Annotated in this window: 21 protein-coding genes; 17 read left to right on the forward strand and 4 right to left on the reverse strand. The window is 61.9% G+C overall.

Translation table 11 applies throughout. The features are described 5' to 3' along the window. Positions 1-19 precede the first annotated feature (19 nt). From GJ700_RS07655 to GJ700_RS07700, 11 genes are all read left to right on the forward strand, one after another. Positions 20-1,384 (forward strand): 3-oxoacyl-ACP reductase, encoded by a 1,365-nt coding sequence (locus tag GJ700_RS07655; RefSeq protein WP_154372268.1) that lies wholly within the window; start codon positions 20-22, stop codon positions 1,382-1,384. A gap of 122 nt (positions 1,385-1,506) precedes the next feature. After that, positions 1,507-1,926, forward strand: a complete 420-nt coding sequence (locus GJ700_RS07660; RefSeq protein WP_154372270.1) for an NfeD family protein — start codon at positions 1,507-1,509, stop codon at positions 1,924-1,926. Positions 1,927-1,946: 20 nt separating this feature from the next. Further along, positions 1,947-2,876: an SPFH domain-containing protein gene (locus GJ700_RS07665; protein ID WP_154372273.1), complete on the forward strand. Its 930-nt coding sequence runs from the start codon at positions 1,947-1,949 to the stop codon at positions 2,874-2,876. 10 nt (positions 2,877-2,886) lie between these two features. Continuing rightward, positions 2,887-3,297 (forward strand): DUF4259 domain-containing protein, encoded by a 411-nt coding sequence (locus tag GJ700_RS07670; RefSeq protein ID WP_154372275.1) that lies wholly within the window; start codon positions 2,887-2,889, stop codon positions 3,295-3,297. Between the two features lie 9 nt (positions 3,298-3,306). Continuing rightward, a complete protein-coding gene (locus tag GJ700_RS07675; RefSeq protein WP_154372277.1) occupies positions 3,307-3,561 on the forward strand; it encodes a hypothetical protein in 255 nt (84 codons plus the stop codon). Between the two features lie 129 nt (positions 3,562-3,690). Next, positions 3,691-4,308 (forward strand): YdeI/OmpD-associated family protein, encoded by a 618-nt coding sequence (locus GJ700_RS07680; protein WP_154372279.1) that lies wholly within the window; start codon positions 3,691-3,693, stop codon positions 4,306-4,308. A gap of 120 nt (positions 4,309-4,428) precedes the next feature. Next, positions 4,429-4,947: a hypothetical protein gene (locus GJ700_RS07685; protein ID WP_229506866.1), complete on the forward strand. Its 519-nt coding sequence runs from the start codon at positions 4,429-4,431 to the stop codon at positions 4,945-4,947. A 318-nt stretch (positions 4,948-5,265) separates the two neighbouring features. Then, positions 5,266-6,300 (forward strand): sensor histidine kinase, encoded by a 1,035-nt coding sequence (locus GJ700_RS07690; RefSeq protein ID WP_371867870.1) that lies wholly within the window; start codon positions 5,266-5,268, stop codon positions 6,298-6,300. After that, entirely contained in the window at positions 6,297-6,566 is a 270-nt protein-coding gene (locus GJ700_RS35280) for a LytR/AlgR family response regulator transcription factor (RefSeq protein ID WP_229506867.1), read from the forward strand. Before GJ700_RS07690 ends, GJ700_RS35280 begins: the two co-directional genes overlap by 4 nt. Before the next feature lie 174 nt (positions 6,567-6,740). Beyond that, positions 6,741-7,070, forward strand: coding sequence for a LytTR family DNA-binding domain-containing protein (locus tag GJ700_RS35285; RefSeq protein ID WP_371867871.1), 330 nt, complete (start codon positions 6,741-6,743; stop codon positions 7,068-7,070). Then, positions 7,064-8,158, forward strand: a complete 1,095-nt coding sequence (locus tag GJ700_RS07700; protein WP_154372281.1) for a S41 family peptidase — start codon at positions 7,064-7,066, stop codon at positions 8,156-8,158. The genes GJ700_RS35285 and GJ700_RS07700 overlap by 7 nt, the downstream gene beginning before the upstream one ends. A 99-nt stretch (positions 8,159-8,257) precedes the next feature. Here the strand turns inward: GJ700_RS07700 and GJ700_RS07705 are convergent, their stop codons facing one another. Then, positions 8,258-8,494: a hypothetical protein gene (locus GJ700_RS07705; protein WP_154372283.1), complete on the reverse strand. Its 237-nt coding sequence runs from the start codon at positions 8,492-8,494 to the stop codon at positions 8,258-8,260. A gap of 227 nt (positions 8,495-8,721) precedes the next feature. Between GJ700_RS07705 and GJ700_RS07710 the strand changes: the two genes are divergently transcribed. Genes GJ700_RS07710 through GJ700_RS07725 form a run of 4 tightly spaced genes read left to right on the forward strand, consistent with a single transcriptional unit; the run spans position 8,722 to position 10,917 of the window. Next, complete coding sequence (locus tag GJ700_RS07710; protein WP_154372285.1) at positions 8,722-9,255, forward strand: DUF1993 domain-containing protein; 534 nt, start codon at positions 8,722-8,724, stop codon at positions 9,253-9,255. Positions 9,256-9,263: 8 nt separating this feature from the next. After that, entirely contained in the window at positions 9,264-9,512 is a 249-nt protein-coding gene (locus tag GJ700_RS07715) for a DUF1272 domain-containing protein (protein ID WP_154372287.1), read from the forward strand. Between the two features lie 10 nt (positions 9,513-9,522). Then, positions 9,523-10,002: a YbaK/EbsC family protein gene (locus GJ700_RS07720; RefSeq protein ID WP_154372289.1), complete on the forward strand. Its 480-nt coding sequence runs from the start codon at positions 9,523-9,525 to the stop codon at positions 10,000-10,002. A gap of 21 nt (positions 10,003-10,023) precedes the next feature. Next, entirely contained in the window at positions 10,024-10,917 is an 894-nt protein-coding gene (locus tag GJ700_RS07725) for an NAD-dependent protein deacetylase (protein WP_154372291.1), read from the forward strand. On the opposite strand, the gene GJ700_RS07730 is transcribed toward GJ700_RS07725, so the two are convergent. The 3 genes from GJ700_RS07730 to smpB form a co-directional block, all read right to left on the reverse strand. Beyond that, on the reverse strand, positions 10,869-11,420 hold the full coding sequence (locus GJ700_RS07730; RefSeq protein ID WP_154372294.1) for a FlgO family outer membrane protein: 552 nt from the start codon (positions 11,418-11,420) through the stop codon (positions 10,869-10,871). The genes GJ700_RS07725 and GJ700_RS07730 overlap by 49 nt on opposite strands. Beyond that, on the reverse strand, positions 11,420-12,145 hold the full coding sequence (locus GJ700_RS07735) for a hypothetical protein (RefSeq protein WP_229506869.1): 726 nt from the start codon (positions 12,143-12,145) through the stop codon (positions 11,420-11,422). The genes GJ700_RS07730 and GJ700_RS07735 overlap by 1 nt, the downstream gene beginning before the upstream one ends. Before the next feature lie 125 nt (positions 12,146-12,270). Then, entirely contained in the window at positions 12,271-12,720 is a 450-nt protein-coding gene (smpB, locus tag GJ700_RS07740; RefSeq protein WP_154372296.1) for an SsrA-binding protein SmpB, read from the reverse strand. 71 nt (positions 12,721-12,791) lie between these two features. Here smpB and GJ700_RS07745 point away from each other — a divergent pair, with 71 nt between their 5' ends. Next, positions 12,792-13,226 (forward strand): type II toxin-antitoxin system RatA family toxin, encoded by a 435-nt coding sequence (locus GJ700_RS07745; protein ID WP_154372298.1) that lies wholly within the window; start codon positions 12,792-12,794, stop codon positions 13,224-13,226. Then, positions 13,216-13,506, forward strand: a complete 291-nt coding sequence (locus tag GJ700_RS07750; RefSeq protein WP_154372300.1) for an RnfH family protein — start codon at positions 13,216-13,218, stop codon at positions 13,504-13,506. The genes GJ700_RS07745 and GJ700_RS07750 overlap by 11 nt, the downstream gene beginning before the upstream one ends. Positions 13,507-13,579: the final 73 nt, after the last annotated feature.

Consider the following 13,579-nt stretch of genomic DNA (forward strand, 5'->3'; position numbering starts at 1 on the left):
GCTGTTTGACGAGAGAGGCATGACAGACTTACTGAAAAAACTGAACCGAAACCCGCTGACCGGCTGGCTGGTGCGCGCGCTGGGCTTGCCGGACCCGGTGGATCTGGCGCGCCATACCGGCGGCTATCAGGCGCAGCCGCTGTCTGGCAAGCGCGCCTTGCTGTGCCGCTCGCCGGAAGGCTACGCGGCAGGTCAGTTGGCTTGCGCGCTGGCAGCCGATGGCGCCACCGTACTCCATGCATTGCATGCGGCCGAACAGGAGCGGATCGATATCGTCGTCATGGACGCGACCGGCTGCTCCACGCCGGCCCAGTTGCGCGCGCTGTACGATGCGTTCCACCCGGCGATACGCCGGATTGCGCGCAATGGCCGGGTCTTGATCGCCGCCGCCGATCCTGCCGAGGCGGCCGGCGCCGGCGCGGTGGCCGCCGCCACGGCCCGTGGCGTGGAAGGCTTTTGCCGTTCGCTCGGCAAGGAACTGGGCCGCAAGGGGATCACGGCCAACCTGGCTTACGTGCAGCGCGAAGCGGCGGACCGGCTCGACGGCCTGGTGCACTTCTTTTGCGGCAAACAGGCGACCTATGTATCCGGCCAGACCGTGACGGTGACGATGCAGGTGAAGGCGCCGAACGCCGCGCCATTCGCGCCCACGCTGCCAGGCAAGGTGGCGCTGGTGACGGGGGCGGCGCGCGGTATCGGGGCGGCCACGGCCGAACGGCTCGCGCAGGATGGCGCCACGGTGATCTGTGTTGATGTGCCGGCCGCGTCGGCCGACCTGGATGCGCTGTGCATGCGCATCGGCGGCATGCCGCTGGAACTCGATATCGCGGCGCCGGACGCCGCGCCGCAGCTGGCGGCATTGCTGGTGGAGCGCTTCGGCGGCGTCGATATCGTCGTGCACAACGCGGGGATCACGCGCGATAAAACCCTGGGCAAGATGGATGGCGCCACATGGGACACGGTGTTGAACGTGAACTTCGCGGCGATTGCCGCCATCGACGAAGCGCTGCTGTCGGGACGGGTGCTGCGCGATGATGGGCGCATTGTCTGCCTGTCGTCGATCAGCGGCGTGGCGGGCAATTTCGGCCAGACCAATTACGCCACCACCAAGGCCGCTTTGATCGGTTACGTGGCGGCGCTGGCGCCCGTGGTGGCGTCGCGCGGCATCTGCGTCAATGCGGTGGCGCCCGGCTTTATTGAAACCGCCATGGTCGCGAAAATGCCGTTCATGACGCGCGAGCTGGGCCGGCGCCTGAATTCCGTGCAGCAGGGCGGTTTGCCGCGCGACGTGGCGGAGTTGATCACGTTCCTGTGTACGCCCGGTGCGCACGGCATCACGGGCAATACGATCCGCGTTTGCGGGCAAGGGCTCATCGGGGCCTGACATTGGTGCTTGAATAAGAAATTAGCTACAATGCAAGTAAGGCGGGCGGCACGGCTGGCAGCCTGAAAATTGAAACCTGCCGCCTGACCGGGCCGCAGGTTTTATTTTTTCGGGAGGCGTGTATGTCTGACTGGTCGTTCTGGTTGTGGGCAGCAGGCGTGACAGTGGTGCTGGAACTGCTGACGGGAACCTTTTATTTGCTGATGATCGCCATCGGATTGGCCGCCGGTGCGCTGGCTGCGGTGGCGGGCGGCGGACTGCCCGCGCAAACGCTGGTGGCCGCCGTCGTTGGCGTGCTGGCGACGGGACTGCTGTGGCGCAGCAAGGCGGGCCGGCCGCAGACGGTCGACGCGTCCATCGATCCCAATGTGAACATGGATATCGGCCAGACCGTCACGGTGCCGGGCTGGCAAAACGGCACGGCGCGCGTGATGTACCGTGGCGCGCTGTGGGATGTCGAACTGGCGGCGGGCAGCGCGTCCGCTGCGGGCGTGTACACGATACGCGAAGTGCGCGGCAGCCGGCTGATCGTGGCGGCTTAATTTAACTACCGGAGAGTTATATGGAAATTGGAATCGGCAACGTCACCTTCGTGCTGTTCATCCTGGCGCTGGTCTTTGTCTTCAAGACCATCAACGTGGTGCCGCAGCAGCATGCGTGGGTGGTGGAACGGCTGGGCAAATACCATGCGACGCTGGGCCCCGGCCTGAATATCGTGGTGCCGTTCGTCGACCGTATCGCCTACAAGCACGTGCTGAAGGAAATCCCCCTCGATGTGCCGCCGCAGGTGTGCATCACCAAGGACAATACGCAATTGCAGGTGGACGGCATCCTGTATTTCCAGGTCACGGACGCCATGCGCGCATCGTACGGTTCATCGAATTACATCGCCGCCATTACGCAGCTGGCGCAAACCACCTTGCGCTCCGTGATCGGCCGCATGGAACTGGACAAGACGTTTGAAGAGCGCGACCACATCAACACCACGGTGGTCAATGCCATTGACGAGTCGGCGTCGAACTGGGGCGTGAAGGTGCTGCGCTACGAAATCAAGGATTTGACGCCGCCGGCGGAAATCCTGCACGCGATGCAGGCGCAAATCACGGCCGAGCGCAGCAAGCGCGCACTGATCGCCGCATCGGAAGGCCGCAAGCAGGAACAGATCAATATCGCCAACGGCGAACGGGAAGCGGCGATTGCCCGTTCCGAGGGCGACAAGCAATCGGCCATCAACCGCGCCCAGGGTGATGCGGCAGCGATCATTGCGATTGCCGATGCGACGGCGGCCGCGCTGCGCGAAGTGGGCGGCGCCATACAGTCACCCGGCGGCGAAGCGGCGATGCAGCTGAAGGTAGCGGAGCAATACGTGGGCGCGTTTGAAAAACTGGCCAAGACCAACAACTCGCTGATCGTCCCGGCCAACGTGGGCGACATGAGCAGCCTGATCGCCACGGCGCTGCAAGTGGTCAAGACACAGCAAAAGACTTCATGAGGGGAATGCAATGAGCGTATGGGATATCGGTCCGTTCGACAACGACCTGGCGCTGGACTGGGTGCAGGATTTGCAGGAATCGAATGACCTGTACTACATCGAGGACACGCTGAACAACGTGCTGGAAGAGGGTGACACCTTCATCCCGATGCCGTTCGCGTGCGAAGCGCTGGCCGCCATCGATGTGCTGGCGCGCCTGCAGGGACAGCCGGGCGCGGAAGCAGTGGAGGATGTCGACGCGTGGGTGGAAGCATCACGCAAGAAATTCAAGCGCCGCGCGGACCTGGTGGAGAAATCGCTGAAGGCGCTGGAGTTGATCGTGTCGGACAAGTCGGAGCTGGCCAACGAGTGGGCGCAGACGGATGAACACGTGGCGTGGCGCGGCATGGTCGAACAATTGCGCGCCCGCGTGGCGGCATAGGGGGGAGTCATGACCGAGGAAAAGAAATACTGGTTCCCCGCGAAGAAATACGGCTGGGGTTGGGGCACGCCGGTGACGTGGCAGGGCTGGCTGGTGTTGCTGGTGTTCCTGGCGGCGTTGACGGGCGGGGCGCTGTACATCGATCCCAAGGTGTCGCCGGTGGGGTATTTTGTTTATGTGACGGTGCTGGGGGCGGCGTTTATCTGCGTTTGCTACAAGACGGGGGAGCCGCCTCGGTGGCGTTGGGGTGACAAGAAGAAATAACGTGTGGTGATTCAGACTTGGCTTGGCTGTCGGATGGAGTCGTGTTCTCCGTGACTGCCTCCGGTCAAGAGCGGACCGCCAGATCCGGTGGACGCGGAAGTGTTTCCAAGAACAATTCGGAGTGATTCGATGGCAGCAGATGTTGAGACGATGCTGTTCCCATGCCAGGGAGCATTTGCGCAGTGGCTGGCAGCCCACCACGATGGCTCTGACGGGGTGTGGCTGCAGCACGCGAAGAAAGGGGCTCCAATTCCTAGCGTGAGCTATCAGGAGGCATTGGAAGTCGCTTTGTGCTTCGGCTGGATCGACGGCCAGAAGCGTTCGCTCGACCAGCATCACTATTTGCAGCGCTGGACACCGCGTCGCCCACGCAGTCTATGGTCCAAGGTCAATCGTGAGAAGGCGCTTAAGTATATTGAAGAAGGTAAGATGCAGCCGAGTGGCCTGGCTGAAATCGAGCGAGCGAAAAAGGATGGTCGGTGGGATGCTGCGTACGATTCGTCCAGCATGGCGAGCGTGCCGCAGGAACTTCAGGCCGCGTTCGCCGAGCACCCCGGGGCAGCCGAATTTTTCGCCACACTTAATTCACAAAACCGCTATGCAGTGTTGTTCCGGATACAGACAGCAATAAAGCCTGAGACCAAGGTACGTAAGGCACAGGAATATGCAGCCATGCTGGCTCGGCAAGAGACGCTTCATCCGATCATGGCGAAGAAGCTGAGCAAGTCGGTCGAGGACGCTAAATAAGTGGAAAGAGGCGACTCGTCGCGGTGACGAAAGCAAACGGCCAATAGCTGACAGTCGTTTAAAGGGAGCGGCTCGTGGTGATACGGTATGGCAAATGATGGAAGCGTGATTAGCGTCAGCATGAAAGCGATCGCTCTCGGCCAGAGGTGTTCCTACAACGGCAAAGGTCCAAAGGCGCAAATGAAGAATCTCATCTTGGAAAAGACTGATCAGGTTCGCTGGTATACCAACATGCGCGACGTATTTGACGCCGCCAACATTGCGCCGCAAGACTACGACTGGTACGTCAGCGACATCGAAACGAACTGGAGGCCACCGGAGTTCTCGCCGGATGATCAATGGTTCACCGGAGACGAACTCGCGGCCTTCCTGCGTGCCCATGAGGTTCAGTTTATCTGGGCGGTATTCAGCGCAGTACCCAAGGGGCTTCGTCCGAAACCTGATCCGGCGCCATACGTTGAGGACAATCCGCGGTATTGGGACGGTACCGAACCGGAGCCGCAGCTAGAAGGCGCTTTGTTCGAAATCGCATGTTGGGACAGCAGTGGAACGATTCTGATCAACCTGCCTGAACAGGCCATCCATTCGTTCTTGATGCGATATCCAGACGCCAAGCCATTGGCGACCGCGCGTTCCTGAGGACCGCTGAGAGGTCCGCTATGGGGCGCAAGCCGTCCAGCCTACGACCGCGAATACGTCCCCGCCACCTTCGCAGCCGCCGCCATCGCCGCCATCGCCTTGCGCTACCCAACACTCGGGGGGCGTGTTCCTTACCTCAATCTCCGACCGGCTGGGCCGCAAGATATGCACGGGCCGCCGCAATTGACTCGACCGCCGCCAGGCGATCGTCTAGGGTGACGGCTTTCGTACCTCTGGACGTTCCATGCGTGTATTGGTTTCTATTCGTTGTGTGACTGAAACGCTAGAATTGCAGAATTGTACTTCTGGAAACTTCGCGTGAAAGTCGAAACCCCTTTGCTCGTTCCCGTGCTGGCCGCACTGCCGGTGTCAGCCTGCATGGTCATTCTGGGCCTGCCCGCCGTCAGTGATCACTATATTGTCGCCTTTCGTACGCTGTTCCTGGTCGCCTGCCTGCTTTGGCTTATTCCGCTGACGCTGCTTCAGCGGGCCATGTGGCGTCGCGATTGGTCCTTGCTGCGCATGGGATTGGTACTGCTGGTCATCACCTATGCCATGGCCATCACGAACGCCCTGCTGGGGCAGCGGTTCGGAATCGCGCTCGGCATGGAAACAGGCTATCAATGGGACAAGCTGGCACGTGGACTGGATAGCTGCTGGCTGGCGCTGATCGCCTTTTGTGCGGTCCATGCGGTCGCGGCCTATTACCTGTCGCTGCAACAGGTGCGATTGCATCTGGCCCAGGCGCAAGGCGCCGCGCGCGATGCCGAGTTGCGCGCGCTGCGCCTGCAGGTCAATCCACACTTCCTGTTCAACTCCCTTAACGCCGTGTCCGCGCTGGTGTCGGCCCAGTCCAACCGGGAGGCCAACCGCATGCTGGCGTCGCTGTCCGACTTTCTGCGCGCCACCCTGGCGCACGACGGCCGCCACGAGCATTCGCTGGCGGATGAACTGGCCCTGCTTGACGCCTACCTCGCCATCGAAAAAGCGCGGCTTGGCGAGCGCCTGCGCTTGACGATGAAGGCCGGCCCCGACCTGCTGGACAGTGTCGTGCCCTACCTCATGCTGCAGCCACTGGTCGAGAATGCGATCCGGCACGGCATTGCACCGCTGTCCACGCCGGGGCGGCTCGACATTCTGGTCGAGCGTGAGGGCGAGCGCCTGCTGATCGACGTGCGGAACGACGGCCAGAAGCATCCGCACTCGGGCACTGGCATCGGCCTGGCCAACGTCAGGGAGCGCTTGCGCCACCTGTATGGGACCGAGCAGCAGGTGGATGCCGGCTGGGGTATGGGAGGCCGCTTCCAGGTTCGCATCGCCATGCCACTGCGCGCCATGGAGGTGGGGGCATGAAGATCCGCGTCATGATTATCGATGACGAGCCGCTGGCCAGGCTGGCAGTCAAGGTCAGGCTGGCGCGGCGCGACGCCTTCGAGCTGGTGGGCGAATTCGGTGACGGCGCCAGCGCTGTTGAAGGTATTGTGGCGCTGCAGCCCGACCTGGTGTTCGTCGACGTTGAAATGCCAGGCAAGTCCGGCCTCGAGGTGCTGGCCGCGCTGCCGCCGGCGCAGCGGCCGATGGCGATCCTGCTCACTGCCTACGACAGCTTTGCTCTGTAAGCCTTCGAACTGGCCGCCCTCGATTATCTGCTGAAGCCGGTCGATGACGAACGCTTCGACGAATCGCTTGACCGCGCACAGCAGGCTTTTCCCTACCGCAGCCAGGGCCGTGCCGCCGCAGCGGCCGCAGAACCGGCGCTGAAAAGTTTCAGCGTGCGTGTCGGAGCGCGCACGGTGCTGGTGCCGGTTGCGGAGGTTGAGCGCATCGAGGCCGACGGCGACTATGCTTCCCTGCATGCGAATGGGACCACCTGGCTGGTGCGCGAACGCCTGCACTGCCTGGCCAGGCAGCTCGATCCGCGCCAGTTCCACCGCGTACACCGCTCGACGATCGTGCGGCTGGACATGATCGCCGAGCTGCGCTCGCTCACCAACCGGGATGCGTTGCTGCGCATGCGCGACGGCAGTGTCCTGCGCGCCAGCCGCACCTACATGCCCGCCCTGGCGGCAGCGCTGCAACAGCGCAGACCCGATTCGCAGTCCAACTTGGAGAATGTATGTTAGGTAAAAAGAAGCTTGTCGCTGGCGCCGTGTTGAGCATGCTGTTGTCGTTGCCCGCGCTCGCGGCGGATGACGCCCCGATGAATGCGTCCGATCGCACTGCGATCGTACAGACGCTGGTCGTGAAAATGAACGCAAATTACATCGAGCCTGCCGTTGCCGAACGGGTTGGCCGTGCGATTGCAAGCAAGAATGCCAAGGGAGGCTATGCGTCCGCCGCCAGCGCGAAAGCGTTGAGTGAGGCGCTGGCCAAGGACTTGCGCGAATTCAGTGGTGACAAGCACTTCGGCGCCAGGGTGTACGAAGGATTCAGTGAGTCCAGCGGTGTTGCCGACCTGCCCAGCCGTGCCCAGATCGAGGAATGGCGCGAGCAGGCCGCGCGGCGCGGGTATGGCATCGAGAAGATCGAACGCCTTCCCGGTAACGTTGGCTACATCGAGCTGCGCAATTTCGGCGGCCCGGAATTCGTGGGCCAGGCCTACACCGCGGCAATGACGCTCATGGCGGGAACGGATGCGCTGATCCTCGACCTGCGCCGCAACGGTGGCGGCAGCCCGGACAGTGTGGCTTACCTGATGAGCCACTTTTTCCCGGTCGGCGATCATCGGCACCTGATCGACATGTACAATCGCCCGGACAATACGACGCAGCAGTTCTGGACTGTGCCGACCGTCGCACAGCGTTACGACAAGCCGGTGTACGTGTTGACCTCCGCACGGACCTTTTCCGGTGGGGAGGATTTCTCCTACGGCATCCAGGCGCATAAGCGCGGGACTCTGGTAGGGGAGGTTACCGGCGGCGGCTCCAATCCCGTGGGGTGGTACAGCGTGGGACATGACATTGCTGTTGCGATCCCGACCTCGCGCACGACCAATTTCGTCACTAAAACCAACTGGGAGCATGTCGGCGTGAAACCGGACATCGCGGCGCCTGCGGCACAGGCGCTGCAAACGGCGCATGCCGCCATCCTGCGTAATCTGGTCGCTTCCGCAAAGGAAGACAAAGGGCGCACCGAGCTGCAACGCCTGCTCACCATGGTCGAGAAGGGAGAAACCGACAAGCCAATCTATACCCTCAGGGGTGAGCGTTAATCGATCAACCTTGCTCTCTTCGAAGCCGTCACGAATGACGGCTTCCGACACCACTTTTCTTTTCGCTGTCAGCATCGACCAAGGTCCACCATGGGCTCATCAACATAGCGCCCGGTCTCCTTCCTGCAGCCAGAAGCCCCAGCGCGGAAAACCGCCGTCTTCCTGAGACAGCATCAGCCACGTGACGCCGCTGTTTTTCACGCCGGCCACTTCGGACGCCAGTTCGTCCAGCGCCAGCGCGGAAGCCGTGAAACCGGCTGTGTCTTCCTTTTTGATAGCCTCAAACAGGGCGCCGGACGTCACCCGGCGGAGGACCGGCGCCTTGCCGGGACCCATAGGCGCGCCAGCATTTGTGCTTCGTGGTTGATAATCACCGGGGACAAAACCCCCAGTTCTGCTGCATTTGCAGCGCTTGCCGCGCCCAGCGCGCAGGCCAACATCAGGTATTGCGGGAACTGCATGCCGTCTCCAGTGCGGCATGAAGAAAACGCCATACCAGGCCGGTTGCCAATGCACGGTCAAAGTGGCATTGTGTAGCTTGGCATCAACAATTCGGGACTATCGTGAGTACTACGCTGTATTCGGCCTTTGTGCCCGTATTTATTCATTATCTGCAACAACTGCACTCAACGTTGGGTGTTGCAGAAAACCACGAGCGCCGCACGGGCAGGGCGCTGGTCGGCGCCGCGCTGGCGGAGGGCATGTTCCCGTTTGCGCAGCAAGTGACCACCGCGTGCGGCTTCACCGTGCGTGCCGTTTGCCCGTTGCTGGGCGCCGATTTGCCGGTGCTGGCTGGCGGCGACCAGGACTGGAACGCGCTGCGCTTGCGCATCCAGTCGACCGTCAGCTTCCTCGAACAAGTGCCTGCCGATAAGATCAATGCGGCGGAGGATCGCCAGATCGTGACGACGGCCGGGTTGGTCTCGCCCGTGTTTTCCGGCAGCGACTATGCGCTGTCCTATGCGTTGCCCAACTTCTTCTTCCACCTGGTTACCGCGCATTCGATCTTGCGCAGCCACGGCGTCCCGGTGGGCAAGGAAGACTTCGACGGTTACCACCAATATCAGGCGGGTTTCAACTTCCCGCAATCGAAATAAGGAATCCCATGCTGCAAATGCGACCCGGCTGCGAATGCTGCGACAAGAACTTGCCCCCGGATGCGGCAGGCGCCCGCATCTGTACCTTTGAGTGTACGTTCTGCGCCGACTGTGCCGACACGGTATTGAAGGGTATCTGCCCGAACTGTGGCGGCGAACTGGTGGCCCGTCCGCGCCGTCCCGCCGAAAAACTGGCAAAATATCCCGCTTCCACCGAACGTATTGTCAAACCCGCCGGGTGCGGCAAGACCCCCTGAATTTAACGCTATGAGCCTGCAATCCGTCCGCGAATTTTTCGCAGCACGTCAACTCGACATCCCCATCATTGAACTGGAAACCAGCACCGCCACGGTGGCGCTGGCCGCCGAAGCGCACGGCGTGGAGCCGGGCCGCATCGCCAAGACGCTGGCCTTCCGCCTGGCCGAAGGCCGCGTGATCCTGCTGGTGGCGGCGGGCGACGCCCGCATCGACAACCGCAAATTCAAGGAAGTCTTTGGCAAGGGCAAGATGTTGCCGGCCGAAGATGTGGTGGCGTTGACCGGCCACCCGGTCGGCGGCGTGTGCCCGTTCGGCCTGGCGCATCCGCTGCCCGTGTACCTGGACCAGTCGCTGCAAGCCTATGACGTGGTGTTGCCGGCGGCGGGCGACGTGCATACGGCCGTGCGCATCGCGGTCGCGCAACTGGCGGACATCACTGCCGGCACGTGGACCGACGTCTGCCAGGTGCCCGTCGCCGAAGCGGCTTGACGGCGAGGCCGGCCGCTTGCCATGCGTTATTACCCGGAAGATGACACGGAAGGCGGCACGGCCGCGCTGGCGGAATTTCTCGCCGCGCACGGCAATGTGCTGGTGCTGACCGGCGCCGGCCTCTCGACCGCGTCCGGCATTCCCGACTACCGCGACAAGGATGGCGTGCGGCGCGGCAGGGCGCCGATCCAGGGCCCGGATTTCCGGCGCTCGGACGCCGTGCGCCGCCGCTACTGGGCGCGCAGCCTGCTGGGCTGGCCGACCCTGTCTGGCGCGGCGCCGAACCCCGGCCATCTGGCGCTGGCGGCAATGGAGCAGAGCGGCAATATCGGACACGTCATCACGCAAAACGTCGACGGTCTGCACCAGCGCGCCGGCAGCCAGCGATTAATCGAATTGCACGGCAACATCCACCACGTGGTGTGCCTGGCGTGCCAGGCGCGCTATGCCCGCGCCGACATCCAGCAACGGCTGCTGGACGACAATCCCCACTTGCACCGCGCGGAGCAAGAGGTCAAGGCGCTGCCGGATGGCGATGCGCAGGTCGAGCCGGAAGCGCTGGAGCAGTTCAATATTCCCCACTGCGACCGGTGCGCCGGCGTGCTGCAACCGGACGTGGTGTTCTTTGGCGATAACATTCCCGCCGAACGCACGCAAGCCGCGCTGCAGGCCATGGAACAGGCCGATGCGCTGCTGGTCGTGGGGTCGTCGCTGATGGTGTTTTCAGGGTTCCGCTTTTGCCGCCTGGCGGCGCAGGCGGGCAAGCCGATTGCCGCAATCAATGCGGGCGTGACGCGGGCCGATGAACTGATCGGATTGAAAGTCGCGGCGGCGGCGCAGGTGGTGCTGCCGCGCCTCGCCGAAAATTACTGCATCAGCATCGAACGCACGATGCCTTCCTTGGCCAGCGCGTAGTCGTGGGCGGCCAGCACGAAATTCGTGTTCGGCTGGATGACTTTCACGTTGACGAACACCATGTCGCTGGTCTCCGCATAGGAACCGACGACCACCGCTTGCGCCTTGTGTGCCTGCGCCATGTCGTTGACTTCGCGCGTCAGCATCATTTCACCCTGGTTGCGCTTCATGTAGACGCTGTTGCGCAGCTTCATTTCCAGCATGTTCATCTTGCCCTGCGCCAGGCGGGTGGAAATCTGTTCGGAAATCAAGCGGCCCAGGGTCGTGGTCTGCTCCAGCGCGTCGATATTGACGACGGTTGCCATGATCAGTGGCTTGTCCGCGACAAGCTTGCCGTTCAGCTGCGCCATCAGCGCATCGGCAGCCTTGTAATTCGATGCGATGAACTGGTTCGACGACACCGTCGCATAATTGGTTTCTTCTTTCGGCTGCGGCAGGATCGAAGAGCACGCGGCCAGCAACAGCGGCACGGAAAGCAAGGTTGCGGTTGCCAGCTTGCGCATTATTTGTCACCCCGGATCGTGAAAGTTTTAAAGGCTTTGTCGTCTTCTTCCGGCAAACCGTACAGCGAGCGGTCGCTGTCCGCCACATAGTACGCCGAGCTGTTGCGGGCGTAAAAACGGTACTGGTCGGAAACGGAAACGGTGACGATCAATTCGGTTTTCGGAATCGGACCGGTGCCGAACTGCCCATAGTTGTAGTTATAGACTTCGTGCGCCGCCACGCCGCCCGCTGTTGCCAGGATGGGATCGGACGTGGCTGCCAGCATCCAGACGCCGACGGCGATCGCGGTCGGCATCGCGCCCGGCAGTTTTTGCGCGCGTTGCGGTGAGAACGTCAGCGCCTGCACGTCGACATCGACTTTCAGCGAACCGGCCGGCACGCGCGACACGACATAGCCGGATTTCACCAGCGCCGACGTGATGTGTTCCGTCAGCGCGCGCTGGAATTGCGATGCTTCCGGCGGTGGTTCCGATACGTAATACGGACGCTGCGGCGCCTTGCGCAAGTCTTCCGTCAAGCGCTGTTCGATGGTGCCGGCAATCGCGCCCCAGTGCGCCGCCGCTTGCAGCTTGGGCTGCGCCGACGTGGGGAAATTGGTGGGCGTGGGCGCCGGTGCATAGCGGTTGGCGCATCCGGCCAGCAGCGCGGTGGCCGCCAGTGCGGCCACGACGGCCATGGTGGCAGGCACGCCTGCAGTTGATTTCGCCTGATTCACTTTTGCCATGTCGTCCTCGCCTGGGTTGATGCGCATACTTGCCACCCCAGTTTATCACGTATGTTTCTAGGGAGAAAATCGACGCTAACAAAAAGCCCGGCGCGAGGCCGGGCTTCATGCCAATTCGTGGCGCATTAACGACGATGCTGTTTCATCGCGGACGCGACTTCGCGCGACGCGTCGCGATCTTTCTCCGAAGCACGCTTGTCATGCTGCTTCTTGCCCTTGGCCAGGCCGATTTCGCATTTGATGCGGCCGCCCTTGTAGTGCAGGTTCAGCGGCACCAGCGTGTAGCCGGAGCGGGTGGCTTTGCCAATCAGTTTATCCAGTTCGTGACGGTGCAGCAGCAGCTTGCGGGTGCGCACGGCATCGGGGCGGATGTGCGTGGAGGCGGTCGGCAGTGCGCTGATGTGGGCGCCAAACAGGTAAAGTTCGTCACCTTTGATGGTGACGTAGGCTTCCTTGATCTGGACCTTGTTGTCGCGGATTGCCTTCACTTCCCAGCCTTCGAGCATGATTCCCGCTTCGAAGCGGTCCTCAATGAAGTAATCGTGAAAGGCTTTTTTGTTATCGGCAATAGTCATGGGTGGGTAAATACAAGCTTGTTTGTTAAACTACGGTCTCTGCAGACCAACATCATAACAACGGTAACACAATGGCAGTAGTGCATAAGTCGGTTATTCTTGGCTTTTCAGCCGAACAAATGTTCGAACTGGTGGCCAAGGTCGAAGATTATCCCAAATTTCTGCCATGGTGTGGCGGCGTCGAGGTGCGGGACCGTAGCGAACACGGTGTCGTGGCCAGTGTCGCTATCCATTACCACGGCATTCACCAGAGCTTTACCACGTCCAACGTGAACACGCGGCCGACCAGCATCCGCATGATCCTGGTCGATGGTCCCTTTAAAACCCTCGATGGCACGTGGACGTTCAAGCCGCTGCGGGAAGATGCGTGCAAGGTGGAACTGGACTTGCACTATGAATTTTCGAGCCGTATCCTGGAACAGGTGATCGGGCCGGTGTTCAGCATGATCGCCAACAGCTTTGTCGATTCCTTCTGCAAACGGGCGGAGACCGTGTATGGCAGCTGAGCAAATTAATGTGTCCGTTTGCTATGCCACGGACACCATTGAATTCCTGCGCGAACTACGGCTGGAGGCCGGCGCCACCATTGCCGATGCGCTGAAGGTCAGCGGCCTCGCATATGAAGTGCCGGGTATCGATTTACCGTCGATGACGGTGGGGATTTACGGCAAGAAGAAAACGCTGAAGACGGTGTTGCGCGAGCATGACCGCGTCGAAGTGTACCGATCCCTGATTGCCGATCCAAAGAACGCGCGCCGCCGCAAGCCCGCAAAAAAACAGGATTGATACGCCTCCCCGTAGGGCGGTTTGCGCGCAGCGCAAGCCGCCGTGCGTGCGCCAACGCGGCGCCAGCAGGCGG

The organism is Pseudoduganella rivuli (assembly GCF_009674485.1).
Taxonomy (GTDB): domain Bacteria; phylum Pseudomonadota; class Gammaproteobacteria; order Burkholderiales; family Burkholderiaceae_D; genus Rugamonas; species Rugamonas rivuli_B.

Bases quoted from the DNA above. Each gene is read 5' to 3' on its own strand.
- GJ700_RS07725 (WP_154372291.1), top strand. From the start codon at position 10,024: ATGCGTTATTACCCGGAAGATGACACGGAAGGCGGCACGGCCGCGCTG.
- GJ700_RS07680 (WP_154372279.1), top strand. From the start codon at position 3,691: ATGGCAGCAGATGTTGAGACGATGCTGTTCCCATGCCAGGGAGCATTT.
- GJ700_RS07735 (WP_229506869.1), bottom strand. From the start codon at position 12,145: ATGGCAAAAGTGAATCAGGCGAAATCAACTGCAGGCGTGCCTGCCACC.
- GJ700_RS07670 (WP_154372275.1), top strand. From the start codon at position 2,887: ATGAGCGTATGGGATATCGGTCCGTTCGACAACGACCTGGCGCTGGAC.
- GJ700_RS07685 (WP_229506866.1), top strand. From the start codon at position 4,429: ATGAAAGCGATCGCTCTCGGCCAGAGGTGTTCCTACAACGGCAAAGGT.
- GJ700_RS07745 (WP_154372298.1), top strand. From the start codon at position 12,792: ATGGCAGTAGTGCATAAGTCGGTTATTCTTGGCTTTTCAGCCGAACAA.
- GJ700_RS07655 (WP_154372268.1), top strand. From the start codon at position 20: ATGACAGACTTACTGAAAAAACTGAACCGAAACCCGCTGACCGGCTGG.
- GJ700_RS07665 (WP_154372273.1), top strand. From the start codon at position 1,947: ATGGAAATTGGAATCGGCAACGTCACCTTCGTGCTGTTCATCCTGGCG.
- GJ700_RS07660 (WP_154372270.1), top strand. From the start codon at position 1,507: ATGTCTGACTGGTCGTTCTGGTTGTGGGCAGCAGGCGTGACAGTGGTG.
- GJ700_RS35280 (WP_229506867.1), top strand. From the start codon at position 6,297: ATGAAGATCCGCGTCATGATTATCGATGACGAGCCGCTGGCCAGGCTG.
- GJ700_RS07720 (WP_154372289.1), top strand. From the start codon at position 9,523: ATGAGCCTGCAATCCGTCCGCGAATTTTTCGCAGCACGTCAACTCGAC.
- GJ700_RS07705 (WP_154372283.1), bottom strand. From the start codon at position 8,494: ATGGGTCCCGGCAAGGCGCCGGTCCTCCGCCGGGTGACGTCCGGCGCC.
- GJ700_RS07700 (WP_154372281.1), top strand. From the start codon at position 7,064: ATGTTAGGTAAAAAGAAGCTTGTCGCTGGCGCCGTGTTGAGCATGCTG.
- smpB (WP_154372296.1), bottom strand. From the start codon at position 12,720: ATGACTATTGCCGATAACAAAAAAGCCTTTCACGATTACTTCATTGAG.
- GJ700_RS07730 (WP_154372294.1), bottom strand. From the start codon at position 11,420: ATGCGCAAGCTGGCAACCGCAACCTTGCTTTCCGTGCCGCTGTTGCTG.
- GJ700_RS07750 (WP_154372300.1), top strand. From the start codon at position 13,216: ATGGCAGCTGAGCAAATTAATGTGTCCGTTTGCTATGCCACGGACACC.
- GJ700_RS07715 (WP_154372287.1), top strand. From the start codon at position 9,264: ATGCTGCAAATGCGACCCGGCTGCGAATGCTGCGACAAGAACTTGCCC.
- GJ700_RS07675 (WP_154372277.1), top strand. From the start codon at position 3,307: ATGACCGAGGAAAAGAAATACTGGTTCCCCGCGAAGAAATACGGCTGG.